Genomic DNA, 16,557 nt, shown 5'->3' with positions numbered 1-16,557 from the left:
TTAATGGGCGTCGATAAAGACAATTTTCAACACAAACAGCAACGCCACGATAATCACGCACGGGCTAAGGTCGCGCAGACGGCCTGTACCGATTTTCATCACGCAGTAAGAGATAAAGCCCAGCGCAATACCTTCAGTAATCGAGAAGCTGAACGGCATCATCACCGCGGTTATAAACGCCGGAACAGATTCAGTAAGATCCTGCCATTTCACGCGCGCAAGACTTGAGGTCATCAATACGCCAACGTAAATCAGCGCGCCAGCCGCGGCATAGCCAGGCACCATCCCCGCCAGCGGCGACAGGAAGATAACCAGCAGGAACAGCAGGCCAACAACCACTGCCGTCAAACCGGTACGACCGCCAACAGAAACGCCGGAAGAAGATTCAATATACGCAGTAACGGAAGATGTACCGATAAACGAACCGGTTACAGAAGAGATACTGTCGACATACAGCGCCTGCTTCATGCGCGGGAATTTACCTTTTTCATCCGCCAGACCCGCTTTATCGGTCACGCCGATCAGTGTACCGGAGGAGTCAAACAGGTTGACCAGCATGAAAGAGAAAATCACGCCTGCCAGTCCGAGGTTAAACGACCCGGCTAAATCTACATGCCCCACCACGGTCATCACGCTCGGCGGTGCGGAGACGATGCCGTTGTAGTGCACATCACCCAGCATCCAGCCCAGAAGCGTAGTCACCACAATGGAAACCAGCACTGCGGCGTGAATGTTGCGTGAGGCCAGAATGGCGATGATGAAGAAGCCGAGGATACCCAGCAGCACACTGTGAGACGTCAGATTACCGATGCTCACCAGCGTTTCCGGATTAGCGACAATGACACCTGCGTTTTTCAACCCCATCATACCAATGAACAGGCCGATACCGCTGGTAATGCCCACTCGCAGACTCACCGGAATGTTGGCAATCATCCAGTAGCGAACGCGGAAAATAGTCAGCAGCAGCAAACCAATCGCGCCCCAGAAAATGGCGCCCATCCCGACCTGCCATGGCAAGCCCATCGCCTGCACAACGACAAAAGCGAAGAACGCATTCAGACCCATTGCGGGAGCCAGCGCGACTGGCAGGTTAGCAAACAGCCCCATCAGAATACTGCCGAACGCAGCAATCAGACAGGTGGTGACGAAGACGGCGCTGGTGTCCATGCCAGCAACGCCGAGAATTTGCGGGTTAACAAAAACGATGTAAACCATCGTCAGGAAGGTGGTAAAACCGGCGATCACTTCGGTCCGTGCCGTCGTGCCATGTTCGCGCAGTTTAAACACGCGTTCCAGCATCCCCTGGCCAGAAGCCTGGGTTGTGTGTTGTTGACTCATTATCTATTTCCGAACAAGGAGGGAAAATACGTCGCTATCGTATACCAAAATGAGACAATATGGACGGCTGAAGATAACTTTTTTTCATTGTATTTGCTTATACGGCAACGATTGCGTCATGCGAATATGCCTGACGAAAACGTTAAACTAACGATAAAGGAAAGACATGTCCCAGATAGAAGCGGTATTTTTCGACTGCGACGGTACGCTTGTCGACAGTGAGGTCATTTGCTCTCGTGCCTATGTCACGATGTTCAGGGAATTTGGCATTAACGTTGACCTTGAAGAAATTTTTACCCGCTTTAAAGGCGTAAAACTCTACGAAATCATCGACATCATTAGCAAAGAACAGGGCGTAGAAATAGTCCGTGCCGATGCCGAGCACGTTTACCGTGCGGAAGTGGTGCGCTTGTTTGATAGCGAACTTGAGGTGATTGCAGGCGCAAATGCTTTGCTGGAAAGCGTAAAAGTGCCGATGTGCGTCGTCTCTAACGGTCCGGTCAGCAAGATGCAGCATTCGCTTGGTAAACTCAATATGCTGCACTATTTCCCGGAAAAGTTGTTCAGCGGCTATGACATCCAACGCTGGAAGCCCGATCCGGCGTTAATGTTCCATGCGGCAAAAGCGATGAATGTGAACGTTGAAAACTGCATTCTGGTCGATGATTCCAGCGCCGGTGCGCAGTCAGGAATCGATGCGGGCATGGAAGTGTTCTACTTCTGCGCTGATCCGCACAATAAGCCGATCGTTCATCCGAAAGTCACTACTTTTACCCATCTTTCACAGTTACCGGAACTGTGGAAGGCGCGAGGTTGGGATATTACGCGATAAATAAAGAAACCCGGTGACGTATTTCACCGGGCTGATTTCGTACTCGCAGGTTGCCGGATGCGGCGTAAACGCCTTATCCGGCCAACGGTTAGCGTTACGCTTTCGGATCTTTTTCTGCCAGCAGTTTATCCAGCTCATCACCGCCAACGTGACGGAAATCCTGCCCCTTCACGTAGTAGAAGATGTATTCGCAGATATTCTGGCAACGGTCACCGATACGTTCGATTGAACGCGCACAGAACAGCGCGGTGAGAACGCTCGGAATCGTGCGTGAATCTTCCATCATGTATGTCATCAACTGGCGCACGATACCTTCGTACTCCTGATCGACTTTTTTATCTTCACGATAAATTCGCACCGCTTCGTCAATATCCATGCGCGCAAACGCGTCCAGCACGTCGTGCAGCATCTGAATGGTGTGACGGCCCAGCGATTCCAGACTCACCAGCAGCGGCTGATGCTGCTGGGAGAATTTCTCAAGCGCAGTGCGGCAGATTTTGTCCGCCACATCGCCAATACGTTCCAGTTCAGCAATGGTTTTACTGATAACCATAACCAGACGCAGATCGCTCGCCGTCGGCTGACGTTTGGCAATAATGCGCACGCAGGCTTCATCGATCGCCACTTCCATCATGTTGACGTTTCTGTCGCCTTCGATCACGCGCTTCGCCAGATCGCTGTCCTGGTTGTGCATGGCGGTGATGGCATCAGTTAGCTGCTGCTCCACCATGCCGCCCATGGTCATCACCTGCGTGCGGATGCTTTCCAGTTCGGCATTGAACTGGCCGGAAATATGTTTATTAAGATTGAGACTGTCCATAACGCACTCCTGAATCAACCGTAACGACCGGTGATGTAGTCTTCTGTTTGTTTCTTCGCTGGCTTGGTGAACAGATCGTCCGTGTTGCTGAACTCAATCAATTCGCCCAGATACATAAACGCCGTGTGGTCGGAACAACGCGCAGCCTGCTGCATGTTGTGGGTAACGATCACCACGGTGTAATCCTGCTTCAGTTCGGTGATCAGCTCTTCAATACGCCCAGTGGAGATGGGGTCGAGCGCCGAACACGGTTCGTCGAGCAGCAGCACTTCCGGGCGAATGGCGATACCACGCGCGATGCACAGACGCTGTTGCTGACCACCAGAGAGAGAGTAACCGCTCTGGTGCAATTTATCTTTGGTTTCGTTCCACAATGCGGCCTTGGTCAATGCCCACTGTACGCGCTCGTCCATGTCAGCACGGGAGAGCTTCTCAAACAGACGCACACCAAAGGCAATGTTGTCGTAAATGGACATCGGGAACGGCGTAGGCTTCTGGAACACCATGCCCACTTTTGCACGCAGCAGGGCGATATCCTGGGTGTTGGTCAGGATGTTGTCGCCATCGAGCAGAATCTCACCTTCCGCGCGCTGCTCCGGATACAGTTCAAACATTTTGTTGAAGGTACGCAGCAGCGTCGATTTACCGCAGCCGGACGGCCCGATAAACGCCGTAACCTGGTTTTTGGCGATATCCAGGTTGATGTTTTTCAGGGCATGGAATTTGCCGTAGTAGAAGTTCAAATTACGAACCTGAATTTTACTCGGGGCAGTTTCAACCATACTCATTGCAATCTTTTCCTCATCGTGCCTGATGCACTTCGCTAATCAGGCTTACCGTAGGCCGGATAAGGCGCTCACGCCACATCCGGCAAAGTGTTAACCGTGTTTATTCTTCGCAAAAACAACGCGCGCCAGAATGTTCAGCAGCAGGACGCACAGGGTAATGATCAACACCCCGGCCCAGGCCAGCTGCTGCCATTCTGCAAACGGGCTCATCGCAAATTTAAAGATAGTCACCGGCAGGTTGGCGATCGGCTGCATCATGTCCGTGCTCCAGAACTGGTTGGAGAGCGCGGTAAACAGCAGCGGTGCGGTTTCACCGGCAATACGAGCAATCGCCAGCAGGATACCGGTCATGATCCCGGACACCGACGCTTTCAGCGTAATCGCGGAGATCATCTTCCACTTCGGCGTACCCAGCGCATAAGCCGCTTCACGCAGGCTGTCCGGCACCAGTTTCAGCATGTTCTCGGTGGTGCGGATAACAATCGGTACCTGCAACAGCGCCAGGGCAATCACGCCAGCCCAACCGGAGAAGTGCTCCATCTGCGCCACCACGATGGTGTAAACAAACAGACCAACCACAATCGACGGTGCGGAGAGCAGAATGTCGTTAATGAAGCGAATAACTTCTGCCAACCAGGATTTACGGCCATATTCCGCCAGATAAATCCCCGCCATAATGCCCAGCGGCGTACCGAATACCGTAGCCCACAAAATTAACAGGCCGCTGCCCGCCAGGGCGTTCGCCAGACCACCGCCTTCGGTATTTGGCGGCGGCGTCATTTCGGTGAAAAGCGCCAGCGACATACCGTCGATACCGCGAGTGATGGTGGACATTAAAATCCAGATCAACCAGAACAGACCGAAGGCCATCGTCGCCATTGAGAGCGTCAGCGCAATACGGTTTTTGAGGCGACGACGCGCCTGCATTTTGCGGCGAGATTCTGCCAGCGCCGCAGTGGTTTGCATTTCAACCATAGCCATTAGCGTGCCCCCTCATTCTTAGCCAGGCGCATAATCATAAACTTCGATGCGGCGAGGACGATGAAGGTAATCACAAACAGGATCAGGCCGAGTTCCATCAGTGCAGCAACGTGCAGACCAGATTCCGCCTCAGCAAATTCATTGGCCAGCGCAGAGGTGATACTGTTGCCCGGCATGTACAGCGAGGCGCTGTCGAGCTGGTAGGTGTTACCGATGATAAAGGTCACCGCCATGGTTTCACCGAGCGCGCGCCCCAGACCCAGCATAATGCCGCCAATAACACCATTTTTGGTGAACGGAAGAACGATACGCCAGATAACTTCCCATGTGGTGCAGCCGATACCGTAGGCCGACTCTTTCATCATCACCGGAGTTTGTTCGAATACATCGCGCATTACCGCCGCAATGTACGGAATAATCATGATGGCGAGGATCACGCCTGCCGCGAGGATACCGATACCAAATGCCGGGCCGGAGAACAGCGCGCCAACAATAGGGATATTCGACATGATATTGCCGACCGGTTCCTGGAAATAGACGGCAAACAGCGGTGCGAAGATAAACAAGCCCCACATGCCGTAAACGATACTTGGAATAGCCGCCAGCAGCTCAATAGCGATACCCAGCGGGCGTTTCAGCCAACCAGGAGCAAGCTCGGTCAGGAACAGGGCGATACCGAAACTCACCGGAACGGCAATCAGCAGCGCGATAAACGAGGTCACCAGCGTACCGTAGATTGGCACCAGTGCCCCGTAGATATCGTTCGGCGCATCCCACTCTTTGGTCCACAGGAATGCCAGACCAAATTTCTGAATGCTCGGCCAGGAGGAGATGATCAGAGAGACAATAATGCCACCCAACATCAATAGCACAATCAGCGCCGCCAGTTTTACCAGCACGCTGAAAATTATGTCGCCCTTTTTACCCGGTGGGTTAAAAGCAGGCTTGGTTGCAGCCATAAGTTACTCTTCAGTTAAACGCGTTTACAAAGTCATTTTGTAATGCCGGATAAGGGGTTAACGCCTTATCCGGCCTGGAGTTTTATTAGTACAGCGGCTTACCGCTACTGTCTTTAATATTGGTCTTCCACGCAGCGCGAACTTGTTCAACTACGCTATCCGGCAGGCTGGCATAATCCAGGTCATTCGCCTGTTTAGCCCCGGTTTTGTACGCCCAGTCGAAGAACTTCAGCACTTCTGCGCCCTGCTCTGGCTTCTTCTGTTCTTTGTGGACCAGAATGAACGTGGTAGAGGTGATAGGCCACGCATCTTCGCCTTTTTGGTTAGTCAGATCCTGAGCGAATGTTTTGCTCCAGTCTGCGCCTTTTGCCGCATTGGCGAAGTTTTCTTCGGTCGGACTAACCGGTTTGCCATCAGCGGAGATCAGTTTGGTGTACGCCAGGTTGTTCTGCTTCGCGTAAGCATATTCAACGTAACCAATTGCACCCGGTAGACGCTGAACGAACGCGGCGATACCGTCGTTACCTTTACCGCCCAGACCGATCGGCCATTTTACGGTAGAGCCAGTACCAACGTTGTTTTTCCACTCTTCGTTCACTTTCGCCAGGTAGCTGGTGAAGACGAAGGAAGTCCCGGAGCCATCTGCGCGGCGCACTACGGCGATGTTCTGTGAAGGCAGTTTCAGACCCGGGTTCAGTTTGGTGATGGCTTCATCATCCCACTTTTTAATTTTGCCCAGGTAGATGTCGCCGAGGGTTTTACCATCCAGCACCAGTTCGCCAGACTTCAGCCCTGGAATGTTAACCGCCAGCACCACGCCGCCAATTACGGTCGGGAACTGGAACAGACCTTCCTGAGCCAGTTTTTCGTCAGACAGCGGCGCGTCAGAAGCACCGAAATCAACGGTATTGGCGATGATCTGTTTTACGCCACCGGAAGAACCGATACCCTGGTAGTTAACTTTATTACCGGTTTCTTTCTGGTAAGTGTCAGCCCATTTGGCATACACCGGCGCAGGGAAGGTTGCACCTGCGCCTGTCAGGCTTGCTTCTGCAAATACAGAGAAAGCGCTCATCGATAAGGTCGCGGCGACAACAGTTGCGACGGTGGTACGCATAACTTTCATAATGTCTCCTGGGAGGATTCATAAAGCATTGTTTGTTGGCTACGAGAAGCAAAATAGGACAAACAGGTGACAGTTATATGTAAGGAATATGACAGTTTTATGACAAATCAGAGTTATTATTTAACTATTTGATTTATTTGAAGAAGAAAAAGAAAAGCGATGTCATCGTTTTGTCATGTCGAATGAAAATATGCAAGCAAAAATGCGTAAAATGACAACGGTGTGAGGAGCACCGCTGTCAGTTCGGTTAGCGAACAATCTCAATTGTTATGGTTGCAGTCGCGGTAAATGTTCCTGGCGCAGGGCGAGCTCCAGTGAGGCTTGCAGGTGCGGCAGAAAAAGTGACGTTGCCAGCTTTCTCGCCATAGACGGTTGTTTTGCCCATATCTGTCGACAATTCGCCTCCGTTTACTTTGATTTCCTTATTATTTTTATCGTAGATTTTTACCCCCACGTTGGGGTTTGACGTTACAACCATTGAGTTATCGGTACTGGATTCTGTAGCATAAAATGATGTGGTGATATCGTCTGTATTCAGTAATCCTAAGTTTTCACACTCAATAGTGACGGTTTTAGTGATTTTATGCGTTGTTACCGCACTCCCGGCAACAGATGAAAAATCTGCGGCTGGTATGTCTTCAAAATCAAAATAAATCGGCTGCAAACTATTAATCTCACAGCTTTGCGGCGCCGTGATATCACCACGAATGTAAACATCGGCCATCGGTTGAGAATAGTCAACAGGTGTATCACGACTTATAGTACCATACAAGGACACAATTCGTGTTTCAGGTATAACTATTTTTCCTGCAAATGTTTTTTTGATATAAAAATATATTTGTGCTGTAGCACCACTGGAAACATTTAAAGGGGAAGTACGACTGCAATCATAGCTGGTAGAAGGCCGATTAGCCTGATATTCAAAAGGCGCATTAACCATTCCAACTCCGAGAATATCTATTGCAATGCCCACATCGAGATTAGGATTAAGATTATAATAATTCAAACTTGAATGAACACCAGCGTAGCTTAAGGCATCATTTATTCTGGCCGTATAGTAAATATAGGGATATCGACCTATGTTCCCTGTATCACAATGGCAGTGACCAGGATAAGAGGCACCATTGGTCACTCTGGTATTAAATATCGATCCAACCTTATTCTGGTTCGCTGTAATAAGATAGCCTGAAAAATTAAGCGTACTATGGAAAACCCCATTATCTGAAGTACAAATACCTTTAGGCGCAGCTAGTATTGTGCTACTAAAAGAGATAATAAGAACCGCCAGCCACCATCGTATAATATTCTTGTTCATAAAAATCCTTTTAATGACATGTCACACCTTGCTCAATTAATCCACTTTCACTTGCAGGTGATGAGAGGGTGTAATCGAAGGTACATTTTGTGGTCGCGTTTTCGCCCCAGGATAATGTCACCAGTCCCTTTTCAGGAAGACCGGAGAGATAAAGCTCGCCATGTTCTCCCACAATCCCTGAATCTGCAGAGGACGCATTTTGTACTGATGCAATCGCGCCAAATGGCACTGGCTTACCTTTTACATTAATGACTCTGAATAAAACGCGGTAACCCACATGCGTAACAAACTCGGCTTTAACCACTGCGCCACGCGTAGGAATCATCGTGACGACGGTATTATCGAGTTCGATATTTGACTTCGAGAAATAGTTATCACTGATTGCCACACGGTTTTCATCATATGGGTTTAGTTGTGTCTTGACCGTATAGCCACGCCAGTCAGTTGTGGCACCTCGCATATTATCGATTTCCAGCCCTGCAGCACCGGGGGCTTTAACGAGCGCGATGGTTTCACCTAACTCCTGGCTTAATGTGACCCCTTCGCTGTGTGCCAGAATGCCGCCCTTAATACCGTAATTGAGTCGCTGAGAATTTTGGCTGTAGTTATAACTGCCATTCACCGTGCCATAGGTGCCGTCATAGGTCAGCGACATATTACCGCCAACCTCATCATCACGGCTGTTATAAGACTGCATTAAATTCCAGGACAGATTATTTCTTTCCAGGGCCGTTCCGCTTAGCCCAACTTGATGTGAACTGCCGGAGTTATCATTTTGCGACAGGGAATAAGTGGCATAGCTATTCCCCCACCAGCCCGATAAAGGAACAGATAAAGAGAGCATGTAGATCTGTTCGCTGGTGTTATCACTGGCATGATTATTACTCGTCCCCTGACGAGCGGTATTGGAATAACTCCAGGAGACATTCCAAGAGAGACGCTTCAAGCTACTGCTGTAGCCAAATTGCATTAATCGCTCGACATCATCGGTATGCCAGTACTGCTGGCGGCTTAATGTCAGGTATAAATTGCCATAATCTCTGCCCAGAGACTGTGTTAGCGTTCCTTCCACGCGACTGCGGCGGTTACCTGTTTCCCAGAAATCATCAGGGCTATTGCGTCGTGATGCCCATTCGTTGAGGGTATAGTAGCCTTCCGTGGAATAACGATAGCCAACAAGGCGCAAGCTGGTGTCGGTATCGTCAAAACGTTTCGAATAAAGAAAGCGATAGGACTGACCGGTTTCAGAATCATCATCACTAAATTTCGCTCGAGCATGAGTCACATCGAACGAAATAGCGCCCAGAGAACCGAGATCTTTACCCATCCCTAAAGCTGCTGAACCATAATTTTCGGCAGCCTGTAAGCCGCCATACAATGTAAACCCGTGCGGTAGGCCATGAAGGATCTGCGCCTGAAGGACGTCCGGCGTAAATCCTTCTTCATCGCGTAATTCACCCACACTGATATCTACATCAGTTTGACCTTCACGTTTGAGGATTGCCAAAGTGGCGTAAGGTTGGGTAAATCTCTGCTCGCTACCATCCTCCTCCTTGATGGTTACGTCCAGATCACCACCTGTGCTGGCGGTATTCAGATCGGTAATTTCAAAAGCACCTTGTGGAACAGCAGATTGGTAAATAACATAGCCGTTTTGACGAATGATGACGGTAGCATTGGACTTCGCAATACCACGCACAACGGGCGCAAATCCGTTTTGGCTGGCAGGCAACATATCGTTATCGGTATACAAGCGAACACCGCGGATTTGCGTACTATCGAAAATATCGCTCGCCGTCCAGGTATCGCCGATCATAATCTGGCTTCTTAATGCCGCAATATCCCGCTGTATCCAGGTACTGATGGAATTGTATTCCGCACGACCATCGGTGGTGTTTAAAGTGCTGTAATTGCGTAATCGCCACGGTCCAATATTCAACCCATTTCGCAGATTGAGATAGCTTGTATTTGTCTCTTGTGAACCATAATCCGAGCGGAGAGTATGCGAACCAGAAAAATCGTAGTTGATGGTGAGCGCATTAATCCCCTCATCCCAACGGGTTGGGCTTATGTAATCGTAAGCCATCGCATCCATGTAGATTTGGGGAATAGAGATATTCAGCTGAAGTTTATCGCTGTCCAGTTGCCAGGATGAACCTTCAATACGTGGCGCAGGATCCAGGCAGGCCGTTTCATCCACCCCATTGAGCGATTTCAGCGCGTCAACTTTTACTCCAAAGGAAGTCAGTGTTTTTTTAATGGCAACAAAACAGGCGTGCAGATCAGAATCCGGATTATCCTGAACAAAAGTAACATCCTGACGTTCAAACATTTTCCCATTGATAAAAATATCAACGCTATAAACGCCGGGAGGCATCATATTTGCCCGGTTAAACTGACGAATGTCGACCCCGGATTGATGGTCTATTTCCAGTAGCGCCGGATTAAATACGCTGACCTGAGCCATCAGACCAGGTGAGAATATCAGACTCATCCCCGCCGTCAGGCCAACCGCTATTCTGGTCGTAACCATAATATGCCTATCCTTATACAATGCTTACAGCGCGTTTTTTATCGGTTCGCTTATCGCACCGTAATCATTTATGAATCGCCAGGTCATTTGGTTACCCGCAGAATTGGCAGGCAGCGGTAAAGAGAGCGTTTCGAAAGGACGGATCATATTGAGAGGCACATCATGGCCATCAACAATGACATCCATCACACTGATATGAATCGGGTTTGGATTTTCAGCAATCAGATTTTTCCCTTCACGACGCCACTTAACCTTTGGCGCGGCATCTTCAGGAATAAGGCGAATAGTTGCTGGTCGCCAGAACAGCTTGATACGAGTTTTAACAGCAATTTCCAAAGAGTTAGCCGCTTTATTGGTTGCTGCAGGCGGAATATTTTTGATATTCAGCCAGAAGACGGATTCACGGTCGTCGGGTAATGACATTCCCTTGGTGTGAATAATACGTAATACTTTTTCTTGTCCGGGTTCAAGTCGGGATACAGGAGGTATAACAGTAAAGGGCGCTTTACTTTTATCATCTTTATTAAACGGGTCTACCCATGACTGGATGAGATAAGGGATCTTCTCTTCCTTGCTGAATACAGAAATGGATTTATCTGCATTATTACTCAAGTAAACAACCCGTGTACCGCCAATGACAACGCCTGCATAGGTTAGTGTTGACTGGCCTAAAAAAAGGCTTAACATAATCGCGATAAATAATTTGTACAAAATGGTTGTTTTAAAGAGCCTAATTAAACAACTTTTTCTGGACATAAAAACTCCCTGGCCAAAGCCAACTGAATAAAAAGGCTCTGATAAATTATTTCTTATATTCGATAGTAAATTGTGAATCAGCGTTCGCTGTACCCGCTGTTACGACCGCATTTGTTGCAACATAGCGTGCAATAAACTTCATTTCTGCGGTGCCGTCAGCTGCGATAGAGGTATAAGCTGAGTCGTTATAAAGTTTGACCTGAGAGTTGTCAGTCTGGTTAAAGATACGGATACCGACACCTGTTGCCACAATCGCTGCCCCTGTGCCTGTATAATCACCCGGATCGGCAGCTGTTATCGGGGTACCCACTTTCAGGTCACCGTCGCCGCCAGGCGCTTCAGTACCGTCAAAACGAACCGCAGCCTGCGTGTAAGTTGCCGGACATTTTTCCAGTTTAATACTGAACTGCTGTGGCGATGCCATACTGCCTACGCCTGAAAATGCATTTTTACTGACTTTCCCAAGAGGAACGGTTTGATCCGCTGTATCGGAGGTAACTTCACAAGTACTGTCGACAATTTCACCGACGAAGTGAACAACACCATCTTCTGCCAGTGCATGTCCAGCTAGCATTAAAGATGCCAGAGTGAATGCACCGCCTATAATATTACGCTTCATAGAAACTCCATTGATATGATATATCCTTTATCCTGAATCATCACTTATATTAATAAGTGTACTTATGATTCGCGGATATAATACATCAACGAAATATAATTATCTAAAAATAAAATTAAAAACTAAAATTTAAATATATTTTTATTATTTAAATATTATTAAATCGATAATTTTTCAAGTGTGTAATCAGACATTAATAAAAAATCAGAATAAATTCATATCCCTGAGTTTATAGATAAAACAATTATTGACGTTATTGATAAAAAGGGCCGCCAAAAGGCAGCCCTTCGTTCAGCGAATGAATATTATTACTCAACCGTAACCGATTTCGCCAGGTTACGCGGCTGGTCAACGTCGGTGCCTTTGATCAGCGCGACATGATAAGCCAGTAACTGCAGCGGAACGGTGTAGAAGATCGGTGCAATAACCTCTTCCACATGCGGCATCTCGATGATGTGCATGTTATCGCTACCGACAAAACCAGCATCCTGATCGGCGAATACGTACAGTTGACCGCCACGCGCACGAACTTCTTCAATGTTGGATTTTAGTTTTTCCAGCAGTTCGTTGTTCGGCGCAACGACGATAACCGGCATATTCGCATCAATCAGCGCCAGCGGGCCGTGTTTCAGCTCGCCCGCAGCGTAGGCTTCAGCGTGAATGTAAGAGATCTCTTTCAGCTTCAATGCGCCTTCCAGCGCGATTGGATACTGATCGCCACGACCCAGGAACAGCGCGTGATGTTTGTCAGAGAAATCTTCTGCCAGAGCTTCAATACGTTTGTCCTGAGACAGCATCTGCTCAATACGGTTCGGCAGCGTCTGCAGACCATGGACGATGTCATGCTCAATGGAGGCATCCAGACCTTTCAGGCGAGACAGTTTCGCCACCAGCATCAACAGCACAGTTAACTGAGTGGTGAAGGCTTTGGTAGACGCCACGCCAATTTCAGTACCTGCGTTGGTCATCAGCGCCAGATCGGATTCACGAACCAGAGAAGAACCCGGAACGTTACAGATTGCCAGCGAGCCGAGATATCCCAGCTCTTTCGACAGACGCAGACCCGCCAGGGTATCCGCCGTTTCACCAGACTGCGACAAGGTGATCATCAGGCTATTGCGGCGTACAGCAGATTTGCGATAGCGGAATTCAGAGGCGATTTCAACGTCGCACGGAATACCTGCCAGCGATTCAAACCAGTAACGGGAAACCATACCGGAGTTGTAAGAAGTACCGCAGGCGAGGATCTGAATATGCTCAACCTTCGACAACAGTTCGTCGGCGTTCGGTCCCAGCTCGCTTAAATCTACCTGGCCGTGGCTGATACGTCCGGTAAGGGTGTTTTTGATCGCGTTAGGCTGTTCGTAGATCTCTTTCTGCATGTAGTGACGGTAAATACCTTTATCGCCCGCGTCATACTGCAGATTGGATTCGATATCCTGACGTTTCACTTCCGCGCCAGATTTATCGAAGATGGTTACCGAACGGCGAGTCACTTCAGCAATATCGCCCTCTTCGAGGAAGATAAAGCGACGGGTCACCGGCAACAGCGCCAGCTGGTCAGAAGCGATAAAGTTTTCGCCCATACCGAGGCCAATCACCAGTGGACTACCAGAACGTGCCGCCAGCAGGGTATCCGGGTGACGGGTATCCATAATTACTGTGCCATACGCGCCACGCAGCTGCGGAATAGCGCGCAGCACGGCTTCACGCAGGGTGCCGCCCTGTTTCAGTTCCCAGTTCACCAGGTGGGCAATAACTTCGGTGTCGGTTTCAGAAACGAAGGTATAGCCACGCGCTTTTAACTCTTCGCGCAGCGGTTCATGGTTTTCGATGATGCCGTTATGCACCACCACAATGTGTTCAGAAACATGCGGATGCGCATTCACTTCTGAAGGTTCGCCGTGCGTCGCCCAGCGAGTATGAGCAATCCCCGTACCGCCATGCAGAGGATGTTCTTCCACAGCCTGAGCCAGCATCTGTACTTTACCGAGACGACGCAGACGGGTCATATGACCTTCTGCGTCAACAACCGCCAGACCAGCAGAGTCATAACCGCGGTATTCCAGACGACGTAAACCTTCAAGAAGGATTTCTGCTACATCACGTTGCGCGATCGCGCCAACAATTCCACACATAGTTTTTGATTCCGGTTTATATCGTTGTCGGTCAACCTGTATGCCCGTTTTTTCGGGCGCCCCGAGCCTTGTAGAGAGTGGGGTTATTTTTATAGTTACTGCTGTGGGAGGGAGATTATGTTATCTCCTCATCCCAGGAGGCCGGATTTACCCAGCCAGAATTATTTTTTCTTTACCGGACGACGCCAGCCTTCTTTTTGTGCCTGCGGCACTCGACTGATGGCTAATGCGTTTTCGCCGACATTACGCGTCACAGTTGTACCCGCAGCAATGGTCGCGCCTTTGCCTACCGTTACCGGGGCGACCAGCTGAGTGTCAGAGCCAACAAAAACATCGTCACCAATAATGGTTTTAAATTTATTCGCACCGTCATAGTTGCAGGTAATGGTTCCCGCACCGATGTTAACGTTATCGCCGATTTCCGCATCGCCTAGGTAAGTCAGATGGCCAGCTTTCGAGCCTTTACCCAGACGCGCTTTTTTCATCTCAACGAAGTTACCGACATGTGCGCCTTCCAGCAACTCAGCACCGGGGCGCAGACGAGCAAACGGGCCGATGGTACAGGCCGCTGCCAGATTAGCATCTTCCACTACGGTATACGGACTAATTTCGCAATCATCGCCAATCACGCTGTTTTTAATCACGCAACCGGTGCCGATTTTCACGCGATTACCGAGAGTAACGTTGCCCTCGATGATAACGTTAGTATCAATTTCAACATCACGCCCGTGGTTAAGCGTACCGCGCAGATCAAAACGCGCCGGATCGCGCAACATAACGCCCGCCAGCAGCAGTTTTTCAGCCTGTTCGGACTGGTAAACGCGCTCCAGACGAGAGAGTTGCAGGCGGTTATTCACGCCTTCAACTTCGCTTAAACGTTGCGGATGAACGGCAACGATTTCACGTCCTTCCTGATACGCCAACGCAATAATGTCGGTGATGTAGTATTCGCCCTGAGCGTTATTGTTGGTCAGCTTCGCCAGCCAACGTTTCATATCTGCGCCGTTGGCGATCAGAATGCCGGTGTTGATTTCCTGGATTTGACGCTGTTCGTCGGTGGCATCTTTATGCTCAACAATACCAGTAACTTTGCCGTTTTCGCGGGTAATACGACCATAACCGGTCGGGTCATCCAGTTTCACTGTCAGCAAGCCAATGCCGCCCTGCGGTTTAGCATCACGCAGGCGCTGGAGTGTTTCAACAGAGATCAGCGGCACGTCGCCGTAGAGCATTAAAATGTCTTCGTCATCGGCGAAAAAAGGTGCGGCTTGCTGCATTGCATGGCCAGTACCCAGTTGCTCTGCCTGAAGCACCCAATTCAGGTTGTCATCTTTCAGCGCCTGTTTAAGCAGATCGCCGCCGTGGCCGTAAACCAGGTGAACGTGCGCAGCGCCTAATTCATTCGCAGCATCAATGACATGCTGAACCATCGCTTTCCCGGCAAGGGTGTGCAGCACTTTAGGAAGATCGGAATACATGCGAGTGCCTTTGCCTGCTGCAAGGATCACTACGCTCATAGCATTATTCAACATACGCGTCCTGACTGTAATTTGAGAACGAATTTAAACCGCTTCACATTGAAAAAACTACATTTTTTTCATCGTGAAATGGACAGGGGATAAATTGCTCAATAACGGATTATCCCCACTGGCGAAAGAGCCATTTTCGACCATCGTCACGCCTTTTGTCTTCATAAAAGTAAGACACCACCTTCATTTAAGCGTCAGGCTGATGTTTTTGCTCTTATTTCGATCAATGAATAAACAGGGAAACCAGCAAAGGATTTCGAGGAGTTATAAAAACGAGTTTAATTGCGGGATATAAAAATGCGCAGGATATAGCAGAACAAATCTCGCTGCGGCGCGCAAAAAAAAGCCAGCCTGTTTCCAGACTGGCTTTTGTGCTTTTCAAGCCGGTGTTACATCGCTTTTTTGGTCAACTCGATAACGCGCAGCTGCGCGATCGCTTTGGCCAGTTCCGCAGACGCCTGAGCGTAATCTACGTCGCCGTGAGAGCTATGAATGTGCTCTTCAGCCTTACGTTTCGCTTCCATGGCTCGCGCTTCGTCGAGATCCTGGCCGCGAATTGCGGTGTCGGCCAGAACGGTCACGTTGCCAGGCTGCACTTCAAGAATGCCGCCAGACAGATAGATAAACTCTTCGTGGCCGTGCTGTTTCACGATGCGAATCATACCAGGCTTAATGGCGGTGAGCAGCGGCGCGTGGCCCGGGTAAATTCCCAGTTCACCTTCGCTACCCGTTACCTGGATTTTCTCGACCAGATCAGAGAACATTTGTTGCTCTGCGCTGACGACGTCCAGGTGGTAAGTCATTGCCATATCACCCTCCGATT

The 16,557-nt window shown here is 49.4% G+C and carries 14 protein-coding genes; 1 reads left to right on the top strand and 13 read right to left on the bottom strand.

The window, feature by feature from the left end:
• Complete coding sequence (gene adeP, locus A9180_RS02650) at positions 1-1,338, bottom strand: adenine permease AdeP (protein ID WP_064525932.1); 1,338 nt, start codon at positions 1,336-1,338, stop codon at positions 1-3.
• Between the two features lie 166 nt (positions 1,339-1,504).
• On the opposite strand from adeP, the gene yieH reads away from it, so the two are divergent.
• Positions 1,505-2,170: a 6-phosphogluconate phosphatase gene (gene yieH / locus A9180_RS02645; protein WP_064525930.1), complete on the top strand. Its 666-nt coding sequence runs from the start codon at positions 1,505-1,507 to the stop codon at positions 2,168-2,170.
• A gap of 94 nt (positions 2,171-2,264) precedes the next feature.
• Here yieH and phoU read toward each other — a convergent pair whose 3' ends face one another.
• The 12 genes from phoU to A9180_RS02580 all read right to left on the bottom strand — a co-directional run bounded on the left by phoU (position 2,265) and on the right by A9180_RS02580 (position 16,543).
• Positions 2,265-2,990, bottom strand: coding sequence for a phosphate signaling complex protein PhoU (phoU, locus tag A9180_RS02635; RefSeq protein WP_064525926.1), 726 nt, complete (start codon positions 2,988-2,990; stop codon positions 2,265-2,267).
• Positions 2,991-3,004: 14 nt separating this feature from the next.
• Positions 3,005-3,778, bottom strand: coding sequence for a phosphate ABC transporter ATP-binding protein PstB (pstB, locus tag A9180_RS02630; RefSeq protein WP_000063126.1), 774 nt, complete (start codon positions 3,776-3,778; stop codon positions 3,005-3,007).
• 90 nt (positions 3,779-3,868) lie between these two features.
• Entirely contained in the window at positions 3,869-4,759 is an 891-nt protein-coding gene (gene pstA / locus A9180_RS02625) for a phosphate ABC transporter permease PstA (RefSeq protein WP_001251991.1), read from the bottom strand.
• A complete protein-coding gene (gene pstC, locus A9180_RS02620) occupies positions 4,759-5,718 on the bottom strand; it encodes a phosphate ABC transporter permease PstC (RefSeq protein WP_000741620.1) in 960 nt (319 codons plus the stop codon). The genes pstA and pstC overlap by 1 nt, the downstream gene beginning before the upstream one ends.
• Positions 5,719-5,803: 85 nt before the next feature.
• Positions 5,804-6,844 carry a phosphate ABC transporter substrate-binding protein PstS gene (pstS, locus tag A9180_RS02615; protein WP_064525924.1) on the bottom strand — a complete coding sequence of 347 codons (1,041 nt, stop codon included), beginning with the start codon at positions 6,842-6,844 and terminating at the stop codon, positions 5,804-5,806.
• A gap of 247 nt (positions 6,845-7,091) precedes the next feature.
• Positions 7,092-8,159 carry a fimbrial protein gene (locus A9180_RS02610; RefSeq protein WP_064525923.1) on the bottom strand — a complete coding sequence of 356 codons (1,068 nt, stop codon included), beginning with the start codon at positions 8,157-8,159 and terminating at the stop codon, positions 7,092-7,094.
• Positions 8,160-8,169: 10 nt separating this feature from the next.
• On the bottom strand, positions 8,170-10,692 hold the full coding sequence (gene lpfC-O113 / locus A9180_RS02605) for a long polar fimbrial usher protein LpfC-O113 (RefSeq protein WP_064525921.1): 2,523 nt from the start codon (positions 10,690-10,692) through the stop codon (positions 8,170-8,172).
• Positions 10,693-10,716: 24 nt separating this feature from the next.
• A complete protein-coding gene (gene lpfB-O113, locus A9180_RS02600; protein WP_064525919.1) occupies positions 10,717-11,448 on the bottom strand; it encodes a long polar fimbrial chaperone LpfB-O113 in 732 nt (243 codons plus the stop codon).
• Between the two features lie 46 nt (positions 11,449-11,494).
• A complete protein-coding gene (gene lpfA-O113, locus A9180_RS02595; RefSeq protein WP_064525917.1) occupies positions 11,495-12,067 on the bottom strand; it encodes a long polar fimbria major subunit LpfA-O113 in 573 nt (190 codons plus the stop codon).
• A gap of 308 nt (positions 12,068-12,375) precedes the next feature.
• Positions 12,376-14,205, bottom strand: a complete 1,830-nt coding sequence (gene glmS, locus A9180_RS02590) for a glutamine--fructose-6-phosphate transaminase (isomerizing) (RefSeq protein WP_064525915.1) — start codon at positions 14,203-14,205, stop codon at positions 12,376-12,378.
• Positions 14,206-14,366: 161 nt separating this feature from the next.
• Positions 14,367-15,737, bottom strand: a complete 1,371-nt coding sequence (gene glmU / locus A9180_RS02585; protein ID WP_064525914.1) for a bifunctional UDP-N-acetylglucosamine diphosphorylase/glucosamine-1-phosphate N-acetyltransferase GlmU — start codon at positions 15,735-15,737, stop codon at positions 14,367-14,369.
• A 386-nt stretch (positions 15,738-16,123) separates the two neighbouring features.
• Positions 16,124-16,543 carry a F0F1 ATP synthase subunit epsilon gene (locus A9180_RS02580; protein WP_064525911.1) on the bottom strand — a complete coding sequence of 140 codons (420 nt, stop codon included), beginning with the start codon at positions 16,541-16,543 and terminating at the stop codon, positions 16,124-16,126.
• Positions 16,544-16,557 lie beyond the last annotated feature (14 nt).

The organism is Escherichia sp. B1147, assembly GCF_001660175.1.
Classification (GTDB): domain Bacteria; phylum Pseudomonadota; class Gammaproteobacteria; order Enterobacterales; family Enterobacteriaceae; genus Escherichia; species Escherichia whittamii.
This window is presented reverse-complemented; position numbering and strand designations above follow the sequence as displayed.

What these genes read in the sequence shown, in the direction of transcription:
- adeP (WP_064525932.1), bottom strand. Translation starts at nt 1,338, where the DNA reads ATGAGTCAACAACACACAACCCAGGCTTCTGGCCAGGGGATGCTGGAA.
- yieH (WP_064525930.1), top strand. Translation starts at nt 1,505, where the DNA reads ATGTCCCAGATAGAAGCGGTATTTTTCGACTGCGACGGTACGCTTGTC.
- phoU (WP_064525926.1), bottom strand. Translation starts at nt 2,990, where the DNA reads ATGGACAGTCTCAATCTTAATAAACATATTTCCGGCCAGTTCAATGCC.
- pstB (WP_000063126.1), bottom strand. Translation starts at nt 3,778, where the DNA reads ATGAGTATGGTTGAAACTGCCCCGAGTAAAATTCAGGTTCGTAATTTG.
- pstA (WP_001251991.1), bottom strand. Translation starts at nt 4,759, where the DNA reads ATGGCTATGGTTGAAATGCAAACCACTGCGGCGCTGGCAGAATCTCGC.
- pstC (WP_000741620.1), bottom strand. Translation starts at nt 5,718, where the DNA reads ATGGCTGCAACCAAGCCTGCTTTTAACCCACCGGGTAAAAAGGGCGAC.
- pstS (WP_064525924.1), bottom strand. Translation starts at nt 6,844, where the DNA reads ATGAAAGTTATGCGTACCACCGTCGCAACTGTTGTCGCCGCGACCTTA.
- A9180_RS02610 (WP_064525923.1), bottom strand. Translation starts at nt 8,159, where the DNA reads ATGAACAAGAATATTATACGATGGTGGCTGGCGGTTCTTATTATCTCT.
- lpfC-O113 (WP_064525921.1), bottom strand. Translation starts at nt 10,692, where the DNA reads ATGGTTACGACCAGAATAGCGGTTGGCCTGACGGCGGGGATGAGTCTG.
- lpfB-O113 (WP_064525919.1), bottom strand. Translation starts at nt 11,448, where the DNA reads ATGTCCAGAAAAAGTTGTTTAATTAGGCTCTTTAAAACAACCATTTTG.
- lpfA-O113 (WP_064525917.1), bottom strand. Translation starts at nt 12,067, where the DNA reads ATGAAGCGTAATATTATAGGCGGTGCATTCACTCTGGCATCTTTAATG.
- glmS (WP_064525915.1), bottom strand. Translation starts at nt 14,205, where the DNA reads ATGTGTGGAATTGTTGGCGCGATCGCGCAACGTGATGTAGCAGAAATC.
- glmU (WP_064525914.1), bottom strand. Translation starts at nt 15,737, where the DNA reads ATGTTGAATAATGCTATGAGCGTAGTGATCCTTGCAGCAGGCAAAGGC.
- A9180_RS02580 (WP_064525911.1), bottom strand. Translation starts at nt 16,543, where the DNA reads ATGGCAATGACTTACCACCTGGACGTCGTCAGCGCAGAGCAACAAATG.